22 protein-coding genes and 1 tRNA gene are annotated in these 23,072 nt (G+C 64.7%); 10 read left to right on the top strand and 13 right to left on the bottom strand.

Annotation, left to right across the window (positions count from 1 at the left end; genetic code table 11):
- Genes Q9246_RS18565 through galK form a run of 3 tightly spaced genes read left to right on the top strand, consistent with a single transcriptional unit; the run spans position 1 to position 3,940 of the window.
- Positions 1–1,671: a sodium:solute symporter family transporter gene (locus Q9246_RS18565; protein WP_306392183.1), complete on the top strand. Its 1,671-nt coding sequence runs from the start codon at positions 1–3 to the stop codon at positions 1,669–1,671.
- Positions 1,672–1,709: 38 nt separating this feature from the next.
- Positions 1,710–2,753 (top strand): UDP-glucose--hexose-1-phosphate uridylyltransferase, encoded by a 1,044-nt coding sequence (locus tag Q9246_RS18560; protein WP_306392182.1) that lies wholly within the window; start codon positions 1,710–1,712, stop codon positions 2,751–2,753.
- Complete coding sequence (gene galK / locus Q9246_RS18555; protein ID WP_306392181.1) at positions 2,750–3,940, top strand: galactokinase; 1,191 nt, start codon at positions 2,750–2,752, stop codon at positions 3,938–3,940. The genes Q9246_RS18560 and galK overlap by 4 nt, the downstream gene beginning before the upstream one ends.
- A 48-nt stretch (positions 3,941–3,988) precedes the next feature.
- Here galK and Q9246_RS18550 read toward each other — a convergent pair whose 3' ends face one another.
- The 10 genes from Q9246_RS18550 to cysS form a co-directional block, all read right to left on the bottom strand.
- The gene (locus Q9246_RS18550; protein WP_306392180.1) at positions 3,989–4,528 is read right to left on the bottom strand and encodes a hypothetical protein; all 540 of its coding nucleotides are present in this window, start codon (positions 4,526–4,528) and stop codon (positions 3,989–3,991) included.
- 86 nt (positions 4,529–4,614) lie between these two features.
- Entirely contained in the window at positions 4,615–6,870 is a 2,256-nt protein-coding gene (locus Q9246_RS18545; protein WP_306392179.1) for a VIT and vWA domain-containing protein, read from the bottom strand.
- Complete coding sequence (locus Q9246_RS18540; protein ID WP_306392178.1) at positions 6,867–7,286, bottom strand: helix-turn-helix domain-containing protein; 420 nt, start codon at positions 7,284–7,286, stop codon at positions 6,867–6,869. The genes Q9246_RS18545 and Q9246_RS18540 overlap by 4 nt, the downstream gene beginning before the upstream one ends.
- A gap of 521 nt (positions 7,287–7,807) precedes the next feature.
- Positions 7,808–8,044: a hypothetical protein gene (locus tag Q9246_RS18535; protein ID WP_306392177.1), complete on the bottom strand. Its 237-nt coding sequence runs from the start codon at positions 8,042–8,044 to the stop codon at positions 7,808–7,810.
- Between the two features lie 472 nt (positions 8,045–8,516).
- Positions 8,517–8,609 (bottom strand) — tRNA-Ser (locus tag Q9246_RS18530).
- A 98-nt stretch (positions 8,610–8,707) separates the two neighbouring features.
- Positions 8,708–9,955, bottom strand: coding sequence for an aspartate kinase (locus Q9246_RS18525; protein ID WP_306392176.1), 1,248 nt, complete (start codon positions 9,953–9,955; stop codon positions 8,708–8,710).
- Positions 9,956–10,095: 140 nt separating this feature from the next.
- A complete protein-coding gene (gene tilS / locus Q9246_RS18520; protein WP_306392175.1) occupies positions 10,096–11,466 on the bottom strand; it encodes a tRNA lysidine(34) synthetase TilS in 1,371 nt (456 codons plus the stop codon).
- A 67-nt stretch (positions 11,467–11,533) separates the two neighbouring features.
- Positions 11,534–12,511: an acetyl-CoA carboxylase carboxyltransferase subunit alpha gene (locus Q9246_RS18515; RefSeq protein ID WP_306392174.1), complete on the bottom strand. Its 978-nt coding sequence runs from the start codon at positions 12,509–12,511 to the stop codon at positions 11,534–11,536.
- A gap of 125 nt (positions 12,512–12,636) precedes the next feature.
- Positions 12,637–13,341: a DNA-3-methyladenine glycosylase family protein gene (locus Q9246_RS18510; protein WP_422802332.1), complete on the bottom strand. Its 705-nt coding sequence runs from the start codon at positions 13,339–13,341 to the stop codon at positions 12,637–12,639.
- Positions 13,341–14,735 (bottom strand): cysteine--tRNA ligase, encoded by a 1,395-nt coding sequence (gene cysS, locus Q9246_RS18505; protein ID WP_306392173.1) that lies wholly within the window; start codon positions 14,733–14,735, stop codon positions 13,341–13,343. The genes Q9246_RS18510 and cysS overlap by 1 nt, the downstream gene beginning before the upstream one ends.
- 220 nt (positions 14,736–14,955) lie before the next feature.
- Here cysS and Q9246_RS18500 point away from each other — a divergent pair, with 220 nt between their 5' ends.
- From Q9246_RS18500 to Q9246_RS18470, 7 genes are all read left to right on the top strand, one after another.
- A complete protein-coding gene (locus Q9246_RS18500) occupies positions 14,956–15,624 on the top strand; it encodes a peptidylprolyl isomerase (RefSeq protein ID WP_306392172.1) in 669 nt (222 codons plus the stop codon).
- A gap of 61 nt (positions 15,625–15,685) precedes the next feature.
- On the top strand, positions 15,686–16,177 hold the full coding sequence (locus Q9246_RS18495; protein ID WP_306392171.1) for a peptidylprolyl isomerase: 492 nt from the start codon (positions 15,686–15,688) through the stop codon (positions 16,175–16,177).
- 31 nt (positions 16,178–16,208) lie between these two features.
- The gene (locus tag Q9246_RS18490; RefSeq protein ID WP_306392170.1) at positions 16,209–16,955 is read left to right on the top strand and encodes a UDP-2,3-diacylglucosamine diphosphatase; all 747 of its coding nucleotides are present in this window, start codon (positions 16,209–16,211) and stop codon (positions 16,953–16,955) included.
- Positions 16,956–17,112: 157 nt separating this feature from the next.
- Complete coding sequence (locus tag Q9246_RS18485) at positions 17,113–17,487, top strand: GntR family transcriptional regulator (RefSeq protein WP_306392169.1); 375 nt, start codon at positions 17,113–17,115, stop codon at positions 17,485–17,487.
- Positions 17,484–18,356, top strand: coding sequence for an ABC transporter ATP-binding protein (locus Q9246_RS18480; protein WP_306392168.1), 873 nt, complete (start codon positions 17,484–17,486; stop codon positions 18,354–18,356). The genes Q9246_RS18485 and Q9246_RS18480 overlap by 4 nt, the downstream gene beginning before the upstream one ends.
- A 32-nt stretch (positions 18,357–18,388) precedes the next feature.
- Positions 18,389–19,357, top strand: a complete 969-nt coding sequence (locus Q9246_RS18475; RefSeq protein ID WP_306392167.1) for a hypothetical protein — start codon at positions 18,389–18,391, stop codon at positions 19,355–19,357.
- A 2-nt stretch (positions 19,358–19,359) separates the two neighbouring features.
- The gene (locus tag Q9246_RS18470; protein ID WP_306392166.1) at positions 19,360–20,160 is read left to right on the top strand and encodes a hypothetical protein; all 801 of its coding nucleotides are present in this window, start codon (positions 19,360–19,362) and stop codon (positions 20,158–20,160) included.
- On the opposite strand, the gene Q9246_RS18465 is transcribed toward Q9246_RS18470, so the two are convergent.
- The 3 genes from Q9246_RS18465 to rlmB form a co-directional block, all read right to left on the bottom strand.
- The gene (locus Q9246_RS18465; RefSeq protein ID WP_306392165.1) at positions 20,120–20,803 is read right to left on the bottom strand and encodes a YceH family protein; all 684 of its coding nucleotides are present in this window, start codon (positions 20,801–20,803) and stop codon (positions 20,120–20,122) included. The genes Q9246_RS18470 and Q9246_RS18465 overlap by 41 nt on opposite strands.
- A 9-nt stretch (positions 20,804–20,812) precedes the next feature.
- Entirely contained in the window at positions 20,813–21,553 is a 741-nt protein-coding gene (cysE, locus tag Q9246_RS18460; RefSeq protein ID WP_306392164.1) for a serine O-acetyltransferase, read from the bottom strand.
- A gap of 118 nt (positions 21,554–21,671) precedes the next feature.
- A complete protein-coding gene (gene rlmB / locus Q9246_RS18455) occupies positions 21,672–22,415 on the bottom strand; it encodes a 23S rRNA (guanosine(2251)-2'-O)-methyltransferase RlmB (protein WP_306392163.1) in 744 nt (247 codons plus the stop codon).
- Positions 22,416–23,072: the final 657 nt, after the last annotated feature.

Raw genomic sequence — 23,072 nt, 5'->3', positions numbered from 1 at the left:
ATGAACTCGTTTTCCAGCCTGGACACCTTCGTCTTTCTCGTCTATTTCGTGATCGTCGCGGGCTATGGCCTATGGATCTACTGGCGCAAGAAAGGCAGCTCCGGCAGCGCCTCGCACGACTACTTCCTGGCCGAGGGCTCGCTGGCCTGGTGGGCCATCGGCGCCTCGCTGATCGCGTCGAACATCTCGGCCGAGCAGTTCATCGGCATGAGCGGCGCCGGCTACCGCATCGGCATGGCGATCGCCGTGTACGAGCTGATGGCCGCCGCCACCCTGATCATCGTCGCCATCTTCTTCATGCCGGTCTACCTCAGGAACCGCATCTACACGATGCCCCAGTTCCTGGAGCAGCGCTACGGATCCGGCGTGGCCACCATCATGGCCGTGTTCTGGCTGGCCCTCTACGTGGTCGTCAACCTGACCGCCATCCTCTACCTCGGCGCGCTGGCGATCGACAGCATGGTCGGTATCGGGGTCCTGCCCTGCATGCTGTTCCTGGCGCTGTTCGCCACGATCATCACGCTGGGCGGCATGAAGGTCATCGGCTACACCGACGTCATCCAGGTGCTGTGCCTGATCGTCGGCGGCCTGGTCACGACCTGGATCGCGCTCGACCTGGTGGCGCGCCTGGCCGGCGGTCATGGCGCGATGGTCGGCGCGACCGAGCTGTATCACCGCGCCGGCGAGCACTTCGACATGGTGCTGGCGCGCGACAACCCGAACTACATGGACTTGCCCGGCCTGTCGACGCTGATCGGTGGCATGTGGATCATCAACCTCAGCTACTTCGGCTGCAACCAGTACATCACCCAGCGCGCCCTGGGCGCCAGCCTCCCGACGGCGCGCCGCGGCCTGCTGTTCGCCGCCTTCCTGAAGCTCCTGATGCCGGTCATCATCGTCCTGCCGGGCATCGCCGCCTATGCCCTCGACAAATCGGGCGCGCTGGGCGACGCCATGCGCCCCGGTGGCGAACTCAATGCCGACCGGGCCTATCCGACCCTGCTCGGCCTGCTGCCGGCCGGCCTAAAGGGCATGGCCTTCGCAGCCTTGACCGCGGCGGTGGTCGCCTCGCTCGCCGGCAAGGCAAACAGCATTGCGACCATCTTCACGCTCGACATCTACAAGAAGCGAGTCAGCCAGGCCGCCAGCGAACAGCGCATGGTCTGGATCGGCCGCGTCAGCGTGGTGGTCGCGATGGCGGTCGCGGTGACGATCGCGCCGCTGATGGGCATCGACAAGAAAGGCGGCTTCCAGTACATCCAGGAGTACACCGGTTTCGTCTCGCCGGGCATCCTGGCGATGTTCCTGCTCGGTTTCTTCTGGCGCAAGACCACGGCCGCCGCCGCGATGTTCGCCACCATCGGCGGGCTGGTGTTCTCGATCTTCCTGAAATTCCTGCCGCTGGCGATGGACCTGTCTTTCCTGGCGCCGATCGGCTTCGCGGTCGATAATGGCAGCGGAGTGTACGAGATCCCCTTCATCGACCGCATGTTGATCGTGTTCCTGCTGGTCGTCGCCGGCATGGCGCTGATCAGCGCCATGGGCCGGAGCGCCCCGGACGCGGCGCAGATCGTGGTCGACCGCAGCCTGTTCAGGGTCGATCGCGGTTTCGCACTGGGCGCGACGCTGATCTGCATCCTGCTGGCCGCGGTCTACGGCGCTTGGTGGTGACCGTACCTGTTCCATTCGCTATCCATTGAAGGAAACCGATGTTCAATCCATCCGACGATCCCCATCGCCGTTTCAATCCGCTCACCGGCCAGTGGGTGCTGGTGTCCCCGCACCGCGCCAAGCGCCCCTGGCAGGGGCAGCAGGAAGCCGTCGAGCACCCGACGCGGCCCGCCCACGACCCTGCCTGCTACCTGTGCGCCGGGAATACCCGGGTCAACGGCGAGCGCAATCCCGACTATGCCGGCACCTATGTGTTCGACAACGATTTCGCCGCCCTGCTGCCCGATACCCCGGACGCCGCGCGCGGCCGCGATCCGCTGTTCCAGGCCATGAGCGCGCGCGGCGCCAGCCGCGTGATCTGCTTCTCGCCCGACCACGGCATGACCCTGCCGCAGCTCGCGCTGCCGGCCATCGTGGGGGTGATCGACACCTGGGCCGCGCAGTGCGCCGCACTGGGCCAGCGCTATCCCTGGGTGCAGGTATTCGAGAACAAGGGCGCCGTCATGGGCTGCTCGAACCCGCATCCCCACGGCCAGGTCTGGGCCACCAGCTTCCTGCCCGACCTGCCCGAGGCCGAGGACGGGCGCCAGCGCGCCTATTTCGCCGTGCACGAGCGGCCGATGCTGCTCGACCTGGCCGAACGCGAAGCGCAGGCTGGCGAACGGGTGGTGGTCGAGACTGAATACTGGCTGGCGATCGTGCCCTACTGGGCCGCCTGGCCATTCGAGACGCTGCTGCTGCCGCGCTTTCCGGTCCAGCGCCTGGACCAGCTCGATCCAGGTCAACGCGCCGACCTGGCCGTCGCCCTCAAGCAGCTCACCACCCGCTACGACAACCTGTTCCAGACCTCGTTCCCGTATTCGATGGGCTGGCACGGCGCGCCGTACACCGGTACTCCGGACACGGCCTGGCAGCTGCACGCCCACTTCCATCCACCGCTGCTGCGCTCGGCGACGGTGCGCAAGTTCATGGTCGGCTTCGAGCTGCTGGCCGAAGCCCAGCGCGACCTGACGCCGGAGCAAGCCGCCGAACGGCTGCGGGCCCAATCCACCCTCCATTACCTCGACAAGCAACCGGCATGAACATCAGCCCTACCCTGATCCAACGCACGATCGACGTCTTCGAGCGCGCCATCGGCCAAGCGCCCACGGTGATCGTCCAGGCGCCCGGACGCGTCAACCTGATCGGCGAACACACCGACTACAACGACGGTTTTGTCTTGCCATGCGCGATCGACCGCCACACGGTCATCGCCGCCAGGGCGCGCGGCGACCGCCTGGTGCGCGTGATCGCCGCCGACTATGACGGGCAGGCCGATACCTTCGCGCTGGATGCGCCGATCGAACGCCTGGACGCGCCGATGTGGGCGAACTACGTGCGCGGGGTGGTCCAGGCGCTGGCGCGGCGCGGCGTGCCGCTGCAGGGCGTGGATATGGTAGTCGCGGGCGACATTCCCCGGGGCGCGGGCCTGTCGTCCTCGGCCTCACTGTCGGTGGCGGTATGCCGGCTGTTCGCCGGCCTGCCGGGCGCCGGGCAGCTGGGAGCGATCGAGCTGGCGCTGGCGGCCCAGGCGGCCGAGAACGATTTCGTCGGCACCAAATGCGGCAATATGGACCAGATCAGTTCCGCCGCCGGGGTCGACGGCCATGCGCTGCTGATCGACTGCCGCTCGCTGGCGGTGCAACCGGTACGCATCGCGCACGGCGCGGCCATCGTGATCATCGATTCGCGCGTGCAGCGCGGCCTGGTCGACAGCGCCTACAACGCACGGCGGCGGCAGTGCGAAGCCGCGGCGCGGCATTTCGGCGTACCCGCCCTGCGCGACCTCGACAGCGAAACGGTGGAGGCGCGCGGTCACGAGCTGGAACCGGAGGCGCTGCGCCGCGTGCGCCATGTAGTGAGCGAGAACGCGCGCGTGCTCGCCGCGGGCCAGGCCCTGGCCGCCGGCGACCTGGCGCGCATGGGCGAGCTGATGGCCGCGTCGCACGCCTCGATGCGCGACGATTTCGAGATCACGATTCCGCCGATCGACCGACTGGTCCAGATCGTGAAGGACCGGATCGGTACGGCCGGCGGGGTGCGGATGACGGGTGGGGGCTTCGGAGGCTGCGTCGTGGCGCTGGTGCCGGAAGCGCTGGTGGACCCGATCCGCGTCGCGGTCGAACAGGATTACCGCAGCCCGGGCGGCGAGCGGGCGACGGTGCATGTCTGCCGGGCGGCGTCGGGGGCGGCGGCCCGGCCGGCAATCGACACGCCACTTGCGGTGTAACGAGGTTTAGCCAACCCTGGAACAGCGGGCCTTGAAGTTCGATGCTTTTCACTCAGCGCGGTCACCTAATACATCGGTCAGGCTCCTGACGTTCGAATTGCAAAGCTCGCTTAACGGTGGAACATCGAGCTCTCCCGACGCGGAAAGGTCCTCGACCGACACCGGCGTGCTGGCATCGGACAAGCCGTTGAACTCAGCCATCCATGCCTGGAGAAAAACCTGGCGCTCACGGCCTTCCAGCATGTCGTAAAAGTGCCTGACGTAAGAATGGCGTTCGTTATATGCCAATAGAGTCTCGCCTTTCGAAAGATGCACCCCATCCTCGGCATACCGGATCGATAAAATGCTGTCTCGATACGAATCGTCGTTGACGCCGCGCGGCGTGTCGTCATCGTCCCGCCAACTCAGCGTGATCTTTAGTTTTTCTGAAACTCTTGGAAACTGCTGCAAGCCGTACAGTAGGCGCGTCAGTCCGCGGTGTTCGTGCGCATACAGCTGCGCTCCGCTCAGGCGGGTCGCAAGCATCATTGCCAAATCCTCAAAAAGCCATTTTTCGCTACGGGGTGCAAAGAAATAACGCTCGCTCAATTTGTATCCTATCGATCTGGTATCGGTCATGGAGCGGTGGGGCGGAAAATGGACCGAATCCGGTATCCGCGCCACTCGCAAACCGATCAATCCGCCTGCTTTCGAAGAAACGCTGGAATATCGGCCGTAGCCGGGCGCGTTGCATGATACGCCTCGCGCGCAACCGCATGAATCCGCTGATCGAGCGGGCTCATCTGCCCGGAGCGCCGCCCAATGGCAAGCAGCCTCTCGAATAGCCGCACCGGCAATGAGCTGCGGTAGAAACAACCGTGCACGGCGACGATGAACCGGTACAGCACTTCTTGCGGGGCATGGCCCAGTTCCGCCAAATCCCGCAATCGCCGCAGCACGGGATCGGGCAGCACGTCTTCGACCTCGGCGAACGTCACTGTGCGCTCTTCTCCCTGCAGCAAGGCCGCATGCATGTAGAGGAAGGCGCGTAACTGTTCGCGGTACAGGTAAGGCGTCACCCGCTCCTGCTTGCGCAGGAAGGCAGGAACGTCGTATGCCTCGCCACCGTTGCGCGTCAAGCCGTGAATCTGCGCAGTCGTCGGTTCACGGCGCCATACGGCAGGCCCCTTGACCGCCCCCACGGCGCCGAAGCCACCGTGCCCTGCGGCGTGCATTTGAGGCACCACCCGCAGCACGGGGGGCGTGGCGGGCCGGTCCGCTCCCATGCGCTCATGAATGACCAGCATGCTGGTCGTCGCGGTCACCAGCTGATACTTTAGCGCCAACGCGTGTTGCTGCTCGGCTGGCAGGGTGCGAAGCCGGAACGCTGCGGCCACGCGTGCGAGGGTATCCCCCTCGCATATCAGGCTGTCAGGCAGCATCGCCTGCTCCTGGACGTTTTCGCCGCTGTCCGTCCACGCGATGGTCGCCGCTCCCGGTACGGAATCGGCGAATCCTGCGCAGGCATGGACGGTGTCACCACTGAATACCGCCGTGCCGACATCGGATTGCCATACGCATGCCCCTCCCCACGTCACGGCGACGTCGCGCACGGGTGCCTGGCGCATGCGCCTGAACATCCTCAGCACGGCCGCATGCACGTCATCGTTGGCGCCCACCAGCTCACAGGCGCCGCCCGTTTCGCGTGCCAGTCGCTGCAGCAGGCTGGCCGCAGGCGCCGCCCCGACCCCGACTGCGAAGATGCGCTGTCCCATTCTCGTTGCGCTCGCGACCAGCGGGTCGGTATCCCACACATGGCCATCGGTAATCAGGAAGATGTCGGCTTCGCCCGGCTGCCCGAGTGCGACGGTCGACAGCAGCGCATGGCGGATGTCGGTGTTGCCCATGTCGGCCGCGGTCTGGGAGATCCAACCACCGGCTTCGGCGATGGCGCGCGCGCTGGCCGCCATCAGGGAATTGCTGTGGTGGGTCACCTGTCCGCCGAACCGGCTGTAGCTGAAGCGGTCGCCTGGATTCAATTGCGCGAGTATCTCGTGCAATGCCTTGCGTGCGCCCTTGATGCTGTCACCATTCATGGAATTGGAGCAGTCCACCAGGATCTTCAGGTTTAGCGGACGATGCCGCTGTTCTGTCCTTGGTGCTGGACAGAAGCTGACGACGGCGACCGCACCGTCGGCGTCGCGGCCCACGGTGGCGATGGATCGTCCTTCGAGGCCGTCGCACAGCAGCACGAAGTCACGGTCGAGCATGGCTGAACCTGGCTGCGCCAGCCCGACGTCCAGATGCTCGCCAGTGTGACGCACGGCCAGCGCGTGAGACGGCGAACTGATGCGGCCGCCCGCCAGGGGGCCATGGAGGCGCACCGACACCGAGAACGGATGGCGAATGAAAACGTCATGCGCGGGGACCTGATGCAGGCGCAGCCGCGCAGCGGAAGGCTCGCCATGGCGCGGTGCGATCACGTTGGGGATGGTAATGCGAACCTGGCCCGAACAAAACGACAATAGCTGGGCGTAGCGGATGCGGACCACGGCCTGCTCCCGTCCCAGCAGGTTGCCGACGCTCGCGGTGTAGACGCCGTCAGTGGCGCGTTCGAGCAGGACGGCGCTGTCGCCGTTCTCCAGCGCCGCCTCGTACTGCTCTTCTGCGTCACCGCTTGCCACGACCTTTCCCCGCAAGATGCGTCCGCCCAGGTCGAACTCCAGCCCGAGCAGGACGGCATCGACCGGCAAGGGAAAGGTGTAGACCGCCTCGATGTTGACCGTGCCCGGATTGAGATAGGTATGCTCCACGTGCATTTCCAGCAGCAGGCCGTGTACCGTCCCCTCCGCACGTAGCGACTGGAGAACGGGAGGGGTTGGCGCGCGCCTGGAGTGCACCTGGCTGGACGGCTGGCTTTCATTCAGACGGATCAAGGATGTCAGGCTCATTGCTGTTGTTCCCGTTGCTGGATTTTTTCGAAGGCAGACATCACGTCGGCGAGGAACTGGCGGACCTGCTCGGGCGTCAGATTCGCCCGTTCGGGATTGATGCTGACTTCGACGCCGTCGGCCAGCTCCACCCTGCTCCAAACCTCGAGTTCGCCATACCGGCGTGGCCGGGGCGGTGGCGGCACGTCCATTCCCGACAGGAGTTCGCGTACGCGCTCGAGGGACAGGCCGTCCTCGGTCCAGCGCCGGATGGCGAGCAGGTTCTCGAGGTGGCCTTGACCATAGCGGGCGGCACGCGTTTCGCCGTCAGGCCGTGCTACCAGCCCCAGCTGGATGTAATAACGGATGGTGCGCTTGCTCAGGCCGGTGAGGGAACAGAGTTCGTCAAGCGTGAACTGCGGCGGTACGTCGATCATGACGGCGTCCTGCGAGCAAAAGATATAGTTACAGTATATTACGACACCTATACTGTCAATAATTTTATGGCAGCATGCTGACCGTTGTCATTACCCGGCATGAGGTACTGAACAGTGAAGACTGCCTCAGTTCCGCTGAACGAGACTGGCCAGCCACGCCACTTCATCGGAAGGACTTGCCCAGATGCTGTCGTACTCCGCGTCCGTAGGATCCCCGAGTTCACTCACCCACTCGAGGCAGGGCCATGCATGGACCTTCAGGTTGGACGGGGACGCTGCAACTGCGGCCAGCAGATCGATGATCTCCCGCCGGCGGCAGCTCACGGCCAGGAGCAATGGCGGCACGCCACCATGGGCGATGCCAGGCCGCATTCCGCCCGCCAGCATCGAACGGACCTGCCTTGTGCGCGGTTTCCATATCGCGTATCTCGGGGATGCCATCGCGCGCGATAATGTCGTGCGCTGTCAAGCTATTCATATCCGGGGTACCCAGATCCCTGGCCATTACAGCAGGGCCTGAATCAACTGACCTGGTCGGTGAGCCCCCAGCCCGCTTGCAGCGGTTGCACCGCAACCTCTCCTAGCTCAACACTTGAATTGCCGCAGCTTCCGACAGCGAAAGTGCCGTATGGATCCAGAAAAGAAATCGCAATGGTAAAACCGGGCAGTTCGCAATCGGCCTCCATGTGGGCGGCATAGACAGGGTTTACCATCGCTCGCATTAACGCAAGCTGTTCAGGCGTGATCGTAATCTGCAAGACTGTTCTCCTCGTGTTTCAGGTTCGCGGATTGCATGACAATGCAGCCGACCTCGTTTTACTGCCGGCCGTCCCCATCAAGGAGCCATTGTCGGCTTTTATACGACGAATCGTGTCGCATTGGGCTCAGCGTGTGCTGTGTTTCGGTATTTTGGGGGCATGCTTCGGGGCTTGAGGGATGCCCTTGACGTGCCCCCAAACTCAGTGGCAGTCCGAGAACAAACCTGGAAAGCATAGGCCAACAACAAACCCGCTGTTCTATATGGAGAGCGGGTTCTTCGATGTCCCTGAACATCTTGGGACCTTGATCTGGCGGAGACGGTGGGATTCGCCTACATCCTGCAGGCCGCGGTTGCGCGAATACGCGCAACCGTTCTAATCGCTCCATTGGAGACCACCCGGAAGGCGCGCAGGCGTCTGCTCCGTCGCAGAATGAGAAAAGCCACCTTGCGGTGGCTTTTCTCATGATACTTGGCGGAGACGGTGGGATTCGAACCCACGATACGGGTATAAGCCGTATGCTTCCTTAGCAGGGAAGTGCCTTCGGCCACTCGGCCACGTCTCCCATCAGAACCAACGTTTGCACGTCAGCGCTGAGTGCAGGCATCTTAAGGGCTGGACCTCATGGCGTCAAGGACGCACGCCCAAAAATTTTGAAATTTGTTAACCTTGCTCGAGACCAAAAGCCTTGTGCAGCGCGCGCACCGCCAGCTCCATGTACTTCTCGTCGATCAGTACCGAGATCTTGATTTCCGAGGTAGAAATCATCTGGATATTGATACCCTCTTCCGACAGGGTACGGAACATCTGCGAGGCCACGCCGACGTGGCTGCGCATGCCCACGCCCACCGCCGACACCTTCGACACCTTGGCGTCGCCCAGCACCTTGGCCGCGCCCAGCGCCTGCTGCTGGCCTTCCAGCACGCTCATCGCGCGCACGTAGTCGTTGCGCGGTACGGTGAAGGTGAAATCGGTCTTGCCGTCCACCGACTGGTTCTGGATGATCATGTCGACTTCGATATTGGCATCGGCGATCGGGCCCAGGATGTGGTAAGCAACGCCCGGCTTATCCGGCACGCCCAGGACGGTGATCTTTGCTTCGTCGCGATTGAACGCGATGCCGGAGATGACGGCTTGTTCCATATTGCTTTCTTCCTCAAACGAAATCAGGGTGCCGGACTGGGATTCTTCTTCCAGCGGCATCAGGGGATCGGTCAGCGACGACAGCACACGCGTCGGCACCTGGTAGTTACCGGCGAATTCGACCGAGCGGGTCTGCAGCACCTTCGAGCCAAGCGAGGCCAGTTCGAGCATTTCCTCGAACGTGATCTTCGACAGGCGGCGCGCCTCGTCCACCACGCGCGGGTCGGTCGTGTAGACGCCGTCGACGTCAGTGTAGATCAGGCATTCGTCGGCCTTCAGCGCGGCCGCAATCGCGACGGCCGACGTATCGGAGCCACCGCGGCCCAGCGTCGAGATATTGCCGTCCTCGTCCATGCCCTGGAAGCCCGTGATGATGACGATCTTTCCCGCAGCCAGGTCGCGCAGCACGCGCGTGTCGTCGATCGACTGGATGCGCGCCTTGGTGAACGAGGAGTCGGTGCGGATGCCTGCCTGCCAGCCGGTATAGGACACCGCATCCTTGCCGATGGCCAGCAGTGCCATGGCCAGGAGGCCGACCGACACCTGCTCGCCGGTCGAGGCGATCATGTCCAGTTCACGCGGGTCCGGTTGCGCCATGATTTCCTTGGCCAAGCCAATCAGGCGATTGGTCTCGCCCGACATCGCGGACGGAACAACGACGATTTTGTGACCTGCGTCATGCCACTTGGCCACACGGGCCGCGACATTCTTGATACGGTCCGTCGATCCCATCGACGTGCCGCCATATTTGTGGACAATTAAAGCCATATCGGGAAGGGTTCCAGCTTGTGTAAAGATCAAAGGGGACCCTTAATGTAGCATGCTGCAACGCGGCATCACAAGGCTCGAAGAACGAAAAAGCTATATGAAAACAAAATAACCTAATGCAGTGAGGCTATAACACTTGCCTATACAATTTCGCCTGAAACCGCTTCCCAGCGCAGTCCGACCAGCTCGCGCCCCGTGCCGGACCAGTGCCGGCAATCCATGCCGATGCCCGCCGCGAACAGCAGATCGAAGTCGCGCGACACGGTCGGCAAGCGCTCGCGCTCCCACGCCGGCACGCCCAGCGCCTGATAGTGCGCCTTCAGGCTGCGCGACGGCCGATTACCAGCCGGCTTGAGCCGCTCGCCACCTTTGCGAAAATCGATCGTCAGTGTCTGCCCCCGCAGCCAGGCCGCATCGAACCCCTGCCCGGCCGGTTCGAAGTGCAGCACGCCGCCATAGTCCGGGAAAGCGATCGACGCCTCGCCCTGCCAGCGGAAGGATTGTCCTTCCCTGTCGAGCACGCCGATATCGTCGGGGTCGCGCATGCCGGCCAAATCCGGCAGATGCGGCGTCAGATACAGCTTGCCGCGATGGCGGCGAATATGACAACCCGGATGCGTCACCTTCAACTGCGCATCCTCGCGCGCCGAGAACAGCTGCGCCACCATCTCGTGCAGCCAGGCGGTCGACGGCATCGCGAGGCCGCGCACGGCGAACAGGTGACGCATGACGTTGTCGACCCGGTCCGTGCTCAGGCGCGACAGGTAAGCGAGGTCGATCGCGTCGCCATCCTGGCAAGCAATCAAGTCTTCGGCCGCAAGCTCATCCAGCAGGCGCTGGGCCGACGCGACATGCATCGCCCCGCGCGCCAAACGCGCCTGGAAACCGGGGAAATTTGCCGCCAGCGCCGGCATCACCTGGTGGCGCAGCGCATTGCGGGTATATCGTGGATCCTGGTTCGACTCGTCCTCGACCCAGCGCAAGCCGTGTTCCTGCGCATACGCTTCCAGCGCCGCGCGCGACTGCGCCAGCAAGGGCCGCGCCATCGCCAGCGCCTCAACGCCCAGCAGGCCAGGCGCGAGATTGTCGGCATCCATGCCCGACAGGCCGGCCAGCCCCGAGCCGCGCAGCAGTTGCAGCAGCACGGTCTCGGCCTGGTCGTCGAGGTGATGGGCGGTCAGCAGCAAGGTGGCGCCATGCGCGCGGCACATCTCGCCCAGCGCCGCATAGCGCAGCTTGCGCGCCGCGGCCTCGATGCCGGAACCGTCGTTCGGGATCGTCACGCGCCGGTGGTCGACGCCGACGCCAAGTTCGCCGGCCGCGCCTTCGACATGCGCCAGCCAGTCGCCAGCATGCGGGCTCAGGCCATGGTGGACATGGAAGGCCCACAAGGCGATGCCTTCCTGCGCGCACCAGTCGTGCGCCAGCCGCAGCAAGACCATCGAGTCGAGGCCACCGCTACAGGCAACTGCCAGGGATTGGGGGGAATACTTGGCGCGCAGGCCAAGCATGGCCTGCGCGAAGGATGCCGGGACCTGCCCGGCCGGGCTGGACCCGCGTGTGGAACGGCCCAGGGGATTACTCCTCGCGTGGCAAGGTTTCCTTGAACTTGCCATAGCTCATCAGCTTCGCGTGACGGGCATCGAGCAGGTCCTTGGTCTTCATGCCCTGGAACTGGCGCAGGCTGTCGGCCAGCGCGCGCTTGAGCAGTTGCGCCATCTGCTTCGGATCGCGGTGGGCGCCGCCCAGCGGTTCGTTGACGATCTTGTCGACCAGGCCCATCGCCTTCAGGCGGTGTGCGGTCAGGCCCAGGGCTTCGGCCGCTTCGCTGGCGCGCTCCGAGGTCTTCCACAGGATCGAGGCGCAGCCTTCCGGAGAAATGACCGAATAGGTCGAATACTGCAGCATCAGCACCGCGTCGCCGACGGCGATCGCCAGCGCGCCGCCCGAACCGCCTTCGCCGATGATGGTGGCGATCAGCGGCACCTTCAGTTCGGCCATCACGAACAGGTTGTGGCCGATGGCTTCCGACTGGCCGCGCTCTTCGGCGTCGATGCCGGGGAACGCTCCAGGGGTGTCGACGAACGTGAAGATCGGCAGGCCGAACTTCTCGGCCAGCTTCATCAGGCGCATCGCCTTGCGGTAGCCTTCGGGCTTCGGCATGCCGAAGTTGCGCATCGCGCGCTCCTTCGTGTCGCGGCCCTTCTGGTGGCCGATCACCATGCATGGCTGGCCGTTGAAACGGGCCAGGCCGCCGATGATCGACTGGTCGTCGGCGAAAGTGCGGTCGCCGTGCAATTCATGGAAATCGGTGAAGATCGCGTTCACATAGTCCATCGTGTATGGACGCTGCGGGTGACGCGCGATCTGCGACACTTGCCACGGAGTCAGCTTGGCATAGATGTCCTTGGTGAGCTGCTGGCTCTTCTTGTCCAGGCGATCGATCTCTTCGGAGATGTCGACGGCGGAATCGTCTTGCACGAAACGCAGCTCTTCAATCTTGGAATCGAGCTCGGCAATCGGCTGCTCAAAATTGAGGAAAGTTGTTTTAGTCATTGTACCTCCGGGGTAATGTCTTGGCCGCGCTCCGTTATGCGCGGCGGATCAGGGCGCTATTCTACCGTAAGCCGTTGGCGTGTCGAACGCCTGAATTGCTCAGCTCAATTGCTCAGTTACGCTGCTCAGGCAGGGGCCGCAATCGGGTCCAGGCTGCGCCACAAATACCATGTAGCAACCGTGCGCCAGGGTTCCCAGTTGGCGGCGACCTCGCGCGCATCGCTGCGCGAGACCGGTTCGCCCGAGAAATAATTCTGGCTGATGCCCTGGATCAGGCCGGGATCGTCCAGTGGCAGGACGTTCGGCCGCAGCAGATTAAATATCAAAAACATCTCGGCTGTCCAGCGCGTGATGCCGCGGATCTGGACCAGCTCGGCGATGACGGCTTCGTCATCCATTTCCGACCACAGGTCGGCATGCACCCGCTTGGCCTTGAAATGGTCGGCCAGGTCGAGGATGTATTCGGTCTTGCGCTTGGACAGGCCGCAGCCCGACAACTGGACGGCGCCCAGCTTGATCACCTGGCTCGGCGCGAGTTTGGGACAGACAGCGAGTAATTTACCCCAGGCCAGGTCGGCCGCCTTCGGCGTCACCTGCTGGCCGACGATCGAGCGCGCCAGCGTGGTGAACGGGTCGGGCTGGCCGCGCAGGTGCAGGTCGCCGAACTGGGGGATCAGCTTGTTCATGATGCGGTCGCGCTGCATCAGCTCGCGCTTGGCCTCGGCCCAGTAGATTGGCACCGCCAGCGCATCCTGCGATGGCGCCGATGCCGATGCCGGCATGCTGTCGCCAGCGCCGGCGGCGCCGGCCTTGTCCTTGTTCGCTGCCATTATGCGCGGCGCCAGGTCGTTCCGTCGGCCTTGTCTTCGAGGACGATGCCGGCTGCGGTGAGTTCCTTGCGGATCGCGTCGGCCTGGGCGAAGTCGCGTGCGGCCTTGGCTGCCGCGCGGCGCGCGATCGCATCCAGGATCGCCGCTTCGTCCAGTCCACCGCTGCCCGGCGTGCCCGCCTGCAGGAAGGCTTGCGGAGTACGCTCGAGCAGGCCCAGCACGCCGGCCAGCGCCTTCAACTGGCGCGCCGACTGTACCGACTTGCTGCGGTTGACTTCACTCGCCAGGTCGAACAGCTCGGCCACCGCCAGCGCGGTATTGAAGTCGTCGTCCATCGCTTCGCGGAAGCGCCGCGCATGCGGCTGGTCCCAGTCGACGCCGGCCTCGTCCGTGCCCAGGTCGATATCGCACAGCGCCGTGTACAGCCGCGTCAACGCGCCCTTGGCGTCATCGATATGGACGTCGGAATAGTTCAGCGGGCTGCGGTAGTGGGCGCGCAGGATGAAGAAGCGCACCACTTCGGCATCGTACTTGGCCAGCACTTCGCGGATGGTGAAGAAATTGCCTAGCGACTTGGACATCTTCTCGTTGTCCACGCGCACGAAGCCGTTGTGGATCCAGTAGTTGACCATCGGGCCGCCGAAAGCGCCTTCGGATTGCGCGATCTCGTTCTCGTGGTGCGGGAACTGCAGGTCGGCGCCGCCGCCATGGATGTCGAAGTGTTCGCCGAGGGTGGCGCACGACATGGCCGAGCACTCGATATGCCAGCCCGGACGGCCCCGGCCCCATTGCGAGTCCCACTTCGCCTCGGCCGGTTCGGATTCCTTGGCGGCTTTCCACAGCACGAAGTCGAGCGGGTCGCGCTTGCCGGTGTTGACGTCGACGCGCTCGCCGGCGCGCAAGTCGTCCAGCGATTTGCCGGACAGCTTGCCGTAGCCCTCGAAACCGCGCACCGCGTAATTGACGTCGCCGTCCTCGGTCTTATAGGCCAGGCCCTTGTGCTCGAGCTTCTCGATGATCGACAGCATGTGCGGCACGTATTCGGTGGCGCGCGGCACGACGGTCGGCGGCAGGATGCCGAGCGCGGCCGTGTCTTCGTCCATGTATTTCTCGAAACGGGAAGTGAGCGAACCGATGGTCTCGCCATTCTCGACCGCGCGCTTGATGATCTTGTCGTCGATATCGGTGATGTTGCGCACGTACTCGACCTCGTAGCCGGACGCCATCAGCCAGCGGTACACGACATCGAAAGCCATCATCATCCGCGCATGGCCGACGTGGCAGTAATCGTAGATGGTCATGCCGCACACATACATCCCGACCTTGCCGGCGACCTTGGGAACGAATACCTGCTTGTCACGCGCAAGCGTGTTGTAAATCTTGAGTTGGCTCATTGAATTCCGATTCGGAAAAGGAGCGCCGGACGAAGCGGAAAGTCGGGTTCGCCTGGCTCCTCGGTGTTGTTCTTATTTGATAGAATGCGACGACGCTCAGCGCACCCCTTTTCGTAAAGTATAGCATTGATAAAATCCCGGCTGGCCGACCACGGTCCAGCTTTATTTTTCGGGAAAACCCTTGACAGCGCCTTGCGCGAGGTCCACCAGAGGAAGCCAGATGTCGTCATCGATCACCCGCCGTTCCCTGCTTGCCCGCATGACGGGCGCCACCGCCATGCTCGCCAGCGGCCTGCTGTTTGCCGGCGCCGTGCACGCCCAGGAGGTCGTCGAAGCGGCCGCCGCCCCGGAAGCCCCCGCGGCCCCGGCCATGGTCGGCCCGCAATACTCGGTCAAGACCACGATGGGCGAGATCGTGCTCCAGCTGGACCAGGAAAAGGCGCCGAAGACGGTCGCCAACTTCGCCGCCTACGTCAAGTCGGGCTTTTATAAAGGCACGATCTTCCACCGCGTGATCGACGGCTTCATGATCCAGGCGGGCGGCATGAACGAGAAGTTCGAGGGCCGCAAGACCCTCAAGCCAGTAAAGAACGAGTCGGACAACGGCCTGTCGAACCAGCCCTATACCATCGCCATGGCGCGCGAAGACAACCCCGACAGCGCCACCTCGCAATGGTTCATCAACGTGGCCGACAATTCGGGCATCGACCATCCGTTCGTCAAGGGCTCGGGCTATACCGTGTTCGGCAAGGTGGTGAAGGGCCAGGACGTGGTCGACAAGATCAAGGGCGTGGTCGTGGACGACGTGCGCAATATGCAGAACGTGCCGGTGGTGCCGATCAAGATCACGAACGTCACCCTCCTGAAAGGCGACAAGCTAGTAAAATAGCGCTTTTGCCGCATTTGCAATGGCAGCACACATCACGACAACCCACGGAACAGGAACCGACATGACGACCATCCTCATCACCACCAACCAGGGCAAGATCACCGCCGAACTGGACGCCGAAAAAGCACCGAAGACCGTTGCCAACTTCGTGGACTACATCAACAAGGGCCACTTCACCAACACCATCTTCCACCGCGTGATCAAGGACTTCATGATCCAGGGCGGCGGTTTCGAGCCGGGCATGAAGCAGAAAGCCACCGAAGCGACCGTCGAGAACGAAGCCAAGAACGGCCTCAAGAACGACAAGTACACGCTGGCCATGGCCCGCACCTCGGCGCCGCACTCGGCATCGGCCCAGTTCTTCATCAATACCAAGAACAACGCCTTCCTCGACTACCCGGGCCAGGACGGCTGGGGCTATGCCGTGTTCGGCAAGGTCATCGATGGCCAGGACGTGGTCGACGCGATCAATGGCGTCAAGACCAGCCGCAGCGGCATGCATGCCGACGTGCCGGCCGACGACGTGATCATCGAAAAGATCGAGATCCTGTAATGCGCGGCGCGCACCAGCATCCGTCGATCCGATGACGCTGCATGCGCGCCCGTTCGCGCTGTTCATTTCCGACCTGCACCTGCAGGTCTCGCACCCGCGCACCGTGGACGCCTTCCTGGCCTTCCTGGCGGAGCGCGCGGTGCAGGCCGAGCGCCTCTACCTGCTCGGCGACATCTTCGAATACTGGGCCGGCGACGACGACCTCGACGACCCGTTCAACCGCCGCATCGTCGACGCGCTGCGCGCCGTGCATGACGCCGGTACCGCCGTCTGCTGGATGGCCGGCAACCGCGATTTCCTGGTCGGCGCCGACTTCGCCCGTGCCGCGGGCCTGAGCCTGCTGCAGGAGCCGCACGTGATCGAGGCCGGCGCACGCCGCGTGGCCCTGGTGCACGGCGACGCCGAATGCACGCTCGACACTGGCTACATGGCGTTTCGCGCCCAGGTGCGCCAACCTGCCTGGCAGGCGCAATTCCTCGGCATGCCGCTGGCGCAGCGCAAGGCCATCATCACCGGCCTGCGCGAAGGCTCGCGCGAAGCGCAGACCGAAAAATTGTACGAGACCATGGACGTTACGCCTGATGCGATCGACGCCGTGTTCGCCGCGACCGGGGCCGACGTCATCATCCACGGCCACACCCACCGCCCCGCCGTGCACGAACATGGCGACAAGCTGCGCTACGTGTTACCCGACTGGGAGCTCGATGCCGACCCGGTCCGCGGCGGCTGGATCGCGCTGCATGCCGATGGTAGCATCGTAAGGCACGACCTCGACTGATCCGCCGGGTCGGCGGTCCAGCCACCTCCTGTTTTGACGTCTGCATGTTTACATTTGCGCGCATGGTGTTATAGTTAAGTACAACACCACCTCAATACATCACTAAAGGAGGCAAGCATGGGCACCACGCTGCACCGCACCGGCTGGGAGGACGACGATGACCGCCGGCTGGAACGATAACGCGCCGATCTACCGCCAGCTCAAGGAGCGGGTGGTCGGTATGATGCTCGACGGTGAACTGAAGGCCGGCGACGCCCTGCCCTCGGTGCGTTCGATCGCCGCCGAGTATCAGTTGAACCCAATCACAGTGTCGAAGGCATACCAGGAACTCGTCGACGAGCACCTGGTGGAAAAGCGAAGGGGAATTGGCATGTACGTCACCGAGGGCGCCAGCGAAAAACTGCTGGCAAGCGAACGCGAGCGCTTTATCCGCGAAGAGTGGCCGGCCATGGTCGAGCGCATCCGCCGCCTCGGCCTGGACGTCGAACAACTGCTGCGCAACAGCGGCAATCCGCACGGAGGTGCCGCATGAGCCCAGTCCTGTCGGCACGCGGTTTGAGCAAGCGCTACGGCAAGCAGGTGGCCGTCGACGGCATCGATTTCGAGATCCCGGCCGGCCGCATCGTCGGCCTGATCGGCCCCAACGGCTCGGGCAAGACCACCACGCTCAAGGCCGCACTCGGCCTGATCCCCTTCGAGGGTGAGTTGTCGGTACTGGGCCTCGACCCACGCACCCAGCGCGATGAGCTCATGAAGGACGTGTGCTTCATCGCCGACGTCGCCATCCTGCCGCGCTGGCTAAAGGTGAAGGATGCGATCGACTTCGTCGAAGGCGTGCATCCGCGCTTCGACCGCGCCAAGGCCGAACGCTACATCGCCAGCACGAAATTGAAGCCGTCGATGAAGGTCAAGGAAATGTCGAAGGGCATGATCGTGCAACTGCACCTGGCGCTGGTGATGGCGATCGACGCCAAACTGCTGGTGCTGGACGAGCCGACCCTGGGCCTCGACATCCTGTACCGCAAGCAGTTCTACCAGAACCTGCTGGAAGATTACTTTGACGACGGCAAGACCATCGTCATCACGACCCACCAGGTCGAGGAAATCGAGCACATCCTGACCGACCTGCTGTTCATCCGCGAGGGCAAGATCGCGCTGGCGGCGTCGATGGAAGAGATCGGCCAGCGCTACGTCGAGGTGATGGTGCCGAACGAAAAAGCCGCCGCCGCCCGCGCCCTGCAGCCGATCGACCAGCGCGCCATGTTCGGCAAGTCGGTGATGCTGTTCGATACCCAGCGCGCCGGCGGCCTGTCGCGCACCCAGCTCGAAGCCCTCGGCGAAGTCCGCCACCCGAGCGTGGCCGACCTGTTCGTCGCCACCATGAAAGGAAGCTACGCATGAGCACGCACATGAATACGCGAATGAGCACGCGAATGAGCACAATGAGATGGCTGATCCGGCGCGAGCTGTGGGAACACAGGGGCGCCTTCGTCTATGCGCCGCTGGCGGTGGCGGTGGCCCTGGTGCTGCTGCTCGGCGGCGGCTTCCTGTATGCGATGGCCTCGAGCGGCGCCTTCCACATCCAGGCCAATGGCCAGCAGGTGATCACGATCGAAGGCGTCCCGCCCGAGATGTATGCCAGGGCGGCGGCGATCGCGGCCTCGAGCTACCTGGCCATCACGGCGCCGCTGTTCCTGGTGCTGCCGGTGGTCGCCTTCTTCTACTGCCTGGCGGCCCTGCACGACGACCGGCGCGACCGCAGTATCCTGTTCTGGAAGTCGCTGCCGATGTCGGACCGCGAGACGGTGCTGTCGAAGGCCGCGGTCGCGCTGGTGGTGGCGCCGCTGCTGACGGTGGCGATCGGCATCGCCACCTCGCTGGTGCTGCTGGTGATCGGGCTGCTGGCCAGCGCAATCAAGGGCATCAACCTGATCGCCCCGGTGCTGGCCAATGCCGACTTCTACCTGTCGCCGCTCTACCTGCTGGGCTTCCTGCCGCTGTACATCCTGTGGGCGCTGCCGACCGTCGGCTGGCTGCTGCTGGTGTCGAGCTGGGCCCGCTCCAAGGTCTTCCTGTGGGCGGTGGGGGTGCCGTTGGTGTCGCTGGCCCTGCTGGCCTGGTTCGATTTCCTGGTCGGCCGCTTCTCGGGCCTGAGCCTCAACGTCAAGTGGTTCGGCGAGGAAGTGGTGGCGCGCCTGCTCGGCGGGCTGATGCCGGGGATCTGGTTCGGCGAGGTCAATGGCCGCGCGCTGGCCGAACAGAACGCCGGCATCGACGGGCCGATGCTGCTCGGCCTGTCCTACGGCACCCTCGCCTCGCCCGCGGTGTGGGTTGCGGCGGTCGCCGGCTGCGCGATGATCTACGGCGCGATCCAGCTGCGCCGCTGGCGCGACGAAGGTTGAACGTGAGGCGCATCTTGCCCATCCTGCTGGCCGGCGCGCTGCTCGGCGCCGGTCCCGCCGCAGCGGCCGAGCGCAGCGCACCGGACAATCCGGACACCATCGACGTCAATGCGGTGCGCGATCCCGAAGTGCGCAAGTACACGTCGATCCTGGCCGGACTCGATGCCTTCGACCGTCATCGTCACCTGGCCCCCGGCGTCGACGCCCTGCACTTTCGCGTGCAGCCGCCGCGCGATGCTCCGTCCGACGCCGTCCTGCGCGTGCGGCTGGAAGGCGACGACGGTTTCGTCCTGCCGATCGCGCCGGATGAACGAGGCGAGTACGTGGTGCCCCGCAGCGACGCAGCGCAAGCCGCGAACAGCGACCTGGTGCTGAACCAGAAGAAGAGCCGCTACCGCATCCAGCCGCACGTGCGCACCCCGGGATTGCCGGACAACGTGCGCCGGCTGGGTGACCTGCGGCTCGAATGCAAGGTGTGGGTGGCGATCGCGAAGGAAGAGATCGGGCTGATGTGGACGCTGACCATCAATGGCCTGCTGCGCAGCCGCGACTGGTGCACCTTCCTCGACGATGGTAAAGCAGGCTATGCCTTCCATGTGCGAGAGCCGCTGGTGCGCGCCATCCTGCACGAGGGCAATCGCAGCGCGCTGCTCGAGTCCCGCAAGCGCAGCTTCATGGCGCCCCTGCACGACCTGTCGTGGAGCGACGAGGCGCTGGTCGAACTGGAGTTCGAGGCGCCTGCCGCCGGTGCGGCCGAGGCGCCTACTGGAACTGTTGGCGAAACGCCTCGAACTGCGCCTTGAGCTCGTCCATGTCGCCGCGCAGCGCGGCGACTTCTTCCTCAAGCTGGGCGATGCGGCCGCCCTGGGTCAGGCCGCTCGCACCGCTCGCGGTCTGCTCGCTGCCGGCAACGATGGTGATCTCGCCGCCCAGCAGCTGGCCATAGCGCGATTCCTTGGTGCCCGGCGCCCGCTCGAGCTTGACCACCAGCGGCGGGTATTTGTCGATCAGGAACTGCAGCGCCGTCTCGACCTCGGTCACGCTCGCGAATTCGTGGATGCGGCCGCTGCGGGTGCGGATCTCGCCGGCGGTCTGCAGGCCGCGCAGCATCAGGATCGTCAGTACCGCCAGCTTGTCCTGCTCCAGCGTCCACTTGATGCGCATGCGGTGCTCGTACTTCACCACCCGCGCGCCGGCCTGCGAGATGGCGTTCACCAGCTTGCGCTCGGTGAGGCGCTGCAGGGTGTCGAGGACGACGTCGTCGCTCAACTGCATCACCGGATCGCGGCTCGACAGCTGGTTGCATCCATTGACGATCGCGTTCAGCGACATCGGATAATTATCGGGCGTCAGCGCCTCTTTCTCGGCCAGCACGGCCAGCACGCGCAGCTCGACCGGGTCCAGCACGGCTGCGGCATCGAGGCCGCCAGTCGTCTCATTCGTCATGCGTTTCCTTTAATCTACCAAGCGGTTCAGTTGTTCCGAGTCGAGTTTATCACCCTCCTGCACCCGCGGGCAGCACAGGCCGGCGGCGCGCATGGTGTCGGTGAGGCGCTCGATCTGCTCGTCCTGGCGTGCGGCGTGGTCGATCAGGCCGCGCAGGGCCTTCGACAGCGGGTCGTCGCCGTTGGGCGTGACGCCATAGGCGGCGAACATGCGCGCGCTGCGCGACTGGTCTTCTTTCTGGATCAGGTGGGCCGGATTGCCGACCGCCGTGGCGCCGGCCGGCACCGGCTTGACCACCACCGCGTTGGAACCGATCTTGGCGTACTCGCCGACCGTGAAGGCGCCCAGCACCTGGGCGCCGGCGCCGACGATCACGCCGCGCTCGAGCGTCGGATGGCGCTTGGCGCCGGCCACCAGCGTGGTGCCGCCCAGGGTGACGCCCTGGTAGATGGTGCAGTCGTCGCCGATCACGGCGGTCTCGCCAATCACCACGCCGAAGCCGTGGTCGATGAAGACCCGGCGCCCGATCGTGGCGCCCGGGTGGATCTCGATGCCGGTGAAGATGCGCGCCAGGTGCGAGATGAAGCGGCCGAGCCATTTGAAGCCCAGGTGCCAGCAGGCGTTGGCCCAGCGGTGGGCGACGATGGCGTGCAGGCCCGGATAGCAGGTCAGTACCTCCCAGCCGTTGCGGGCGGCGGGATCGCGCTCGATGATGTTGCGAATGTCTTCGCGCAGTCGTGAGAAAAACATGATGGTGCTTGGGTGGGAATGGCTCTCATGGTAGCCGATCCGGAGGTGAATTGCTTGTGGGAGTGGTAATGCGGGGAAGCCGGCCTGGAGAGGGCTCCAGGCCGTTGCTACTGGACGATCAGCCTTCGCGCGCGATGCGCTGGCGGCGCGCCTCGTACAGGCAGACGCCCGAGGCGACCGACACGTTCAGGCTCTCGACCGAGCCGAACATCGGGATATTGACCAGCACGTCGCAGGTCTCGCGCGTCAGGCGGCGCATGCCCTCGCCTTCGGAACCCATGACCAGGGCCGCCGGGCCGGTGAAGTCGGCCTGGTACAGGCCGCGCTCGGCGTCGTCCGAGGTGCCGATCAGCAGGATGTCGCGCTCTTTCAGCTCGCGCATGGTGCGCGCCAGGTTCGTCACGGTGATGTAGGGCACGGTCTCGGCGGCGCCGCTGGCGACCTTGGCGGCGGTCGCGTTCAGGCCCACCGCACGGTCCTTCGGCACGATCACGGCATGCGCGCCGACGCCGTCGGCCACGCGCAGGCAGGCGCCCAGGTTGTGCGGATCGGTGATGCCGTCCAGGATCAGGAGCAGTGGCGGACCGTCGATCGCATCGAGCAGCTCGTCCAGGTTGCGCGCCAGCGCCAGCTGGCTGGCGAAGGCGATCACGCCCTGGTGGCGGCGGGTGCCGGTGATCTTGTCGAGGCGCGCAGCGTCGACCGGCATCACGCGCACGCCAGCCGCCTTGGCGTTGGCGATCAGGTCCTTCATGCGGCCGTCATTGCGCTCGGCATCGACGAAGATCTCTTCGACCGACTGCGCTTCGTGGCGCAGGCGCGAGGTCACCGCGTGGAAACCGAAAATCATTTTATTTTTCATTTGCTACTTCTCAATCGCTTTCAGGTGCTTTTTTCTTGCTGGTTTTAGGTGCGGTCTTGGCCGCGGCCTTTGCCGCTTTCGGTGCAGGTGCAGCCGCTTTGGTGGCGACCGCTTTCTTGGCCGCTGGTTTCTTGGCTGCAGGTTTCTTGGCCGCGACAGCCTTGACCGGCGCCGCGACAGCCGGCTCCGGGACTGGCTCGGCCTTGGCTGCGGTCTTGGCCGGTGCTTTCCTTGCCTTTGGCTTTGCGGCAGGAGCGGCAACCGGCGCTGCCTCGACGACAGGCTTGGCAGCGGCCTTGGTCGCACGTGGCTTGCGGGCGGCTGGCGCCGGCTGCTCGACCACGGGCGCCGGTGCCGGCGTTGGTGCTGGCGTTGGGGCCGGCGTTGGCACCGGCGTCGGTGCTGGTGTCGGGGCCGGCGTTGGCGCCTGCGCAGCCGCATTCGCGCGCTCTTCCGCCTTCGCCTTGGCGCGGGCCTTGCGCGATTTCGGCGGCTTCGACGGCACTTCCATCGCCTCCTGCGCTACCTGGCGGGCGCGCTCGAGCGGGGTCGGCGCCTCCACCACGGCAGGCACGTCGCGCTTCGGTCCGCGCGAACGGCCGCCGCGCGATTTCTTGCCGCCGTTGCCGCGGCTGTCGTTGCGACCATCGTTGCGAC

This window comes from Telluria beijingensis (assembly GCF_030770395.1).
In the GTDB taxonomy this organism is placed as follows: domain Bacteria; phylum Pseudomonadota; class Gammaproteobacteria; order Burkholderiales; family Burkholderiaceae_D; genus Telluria; species Telluria beijingensis.
The sequence above is the reverse complement of the archived record's forward strand: the minus strand, read 5'-3'. Positions and strand labels throughout refer to the sequence as shown.

Excerpts from the sequence above, each read along its gene's own strand:
- Q9246_RS18480 (WP_306392168.1), top strand. The coding sequence starts at position 17,484 with ATGAGCCCAGTCCTGTCGGCACGCGGTTTGAGCAAGCGCTACGGCAAG.
- Q9246_RS18515 (WP_306392174.1), bottom strand. The coding sequence starts at position 12,511 with ATGACTAAAACAACTTTCCTCAATTTTGAGCAGCCGATTGCCGAGCTC.
- Q9246_RS18475 (WP_306392167.1), top strand. The coding sequence starts at position 18,389 with ATGAGCACAATGAGATGGCTGATCCGGCGCGAGCTGTGGGAACACAGG.
- Q9246_RS18545 (WP_306392179.1), bottom strand. The coding sequence starts at position 6,870 with ATGAGCCTGACATCCTTGATCCGTCTGAATGAAAGCCAGCCGTCCAGC.
- Q9246_RS18485 (WP_306392169.1), top strand. The coding sequence starts at position 17,113 with ATGACCGCCGGCTGGAACGATAACGCGCCGATCTACCGCCAGCTCAAG.
- cysE (WP_306392164.1), bottom strand. The coding sequence starts at position 21,553 with ATGTTTTTCTCACGACTGCGCGAAGACATTCGCAACATCATCGAGCGC.
- Q9246_RS18490 (WP_306392170.1), top strand. The coding sequence starts at position 16,209 with ATGACGCTGCATGCGCGCCCGTTCGCGCTGTTCATTTCCGACCTGCAC.
- Q9246_RS18510 (WP_422802332.1), bottom strand. The coding sequence starts at position 13,341 with ATGGCAGCGAACAAGGACAAGGCCGGCGCCGCCGGCGCTGGCGACAGC.
- Q9246_RS18525 (WP_306392176.1), bottom strand. The coding sequence starts at position 9,955 with ATGGCTTTAATTGTCCACAAATATGGCGGCACGTCGATGGGATCGACG.
- rlmB (WP_306392163.1), bottom strand. The coding sequence starts at position 22,415 with ATGAAAAATAAAATGATTTTCGGTTTCCACGCGGTGACCTCGCGCCTG.
- Q9246_RS18500 (WP_306392172.1), top strand. The coding sequence starts at position 14,956 with ATGTCGTCATCGATCACCCGCCGTTCCCTGCTTGCCCGCATGACGGGC.
- Q9246_RS18540 (WP_306392178.1), bottom strand. The coding sequence starts at position 7,286 with ATGATCGACGTACCGCCGCAGTTCACGCTTGACGAACTCTGTTCCCTC.
- Q9246_RS18495 (WP_306392171.1), top strand. The coding sequence starts at position 15,686 with ATGACGACCATCCTCATCACCACCAACCAGGGCAAGATCACCGCCGAA.
- Q9246_RS18560 (WP_306392182.1), top strand. The coding sequence starts at position 1,710 with ATGTTCAATCCATCCGACGATCCCCATCGCCGTTTCAATCCGCTCACC.
- galK (WP_306392181.1), top strand. The coding sequence starts at position 2,750 with ATGAACATCAGCCCTACCCTGATCCAACGCACGATCGACGTCTTCGAG.
- Q9246_RS18465 (WP_306392165.1), bottom strand. The coding sequence starts at position 20,803 with ATGACGAATGAGACGACTGGCGGCCTCGATGCCGCAGCCGTGCTGGAC.
- tilS (WP_306392175.1), bottom strand. The coding sequence starts at position 11,466 with ATGCTTGGCCTGCGCGCCAAGTATTCCCCCCAATCCCTGGCAGTTGCC.
- Q9246_RS18565 (WP_306392183.1), top strand. The coding sequence starts at position 1 with ATGAACTCGTTTTCCAGCCTGGACACCTTCGTCTTTCTCGTCTATTTC.
- cysS (WP_306392173.1), bottom strand. The coding sequence starts at position 14,735 with ATGAGCCAACTCAAGATTTACAACACGCTTGCGCGTGACAAGCAGGTA.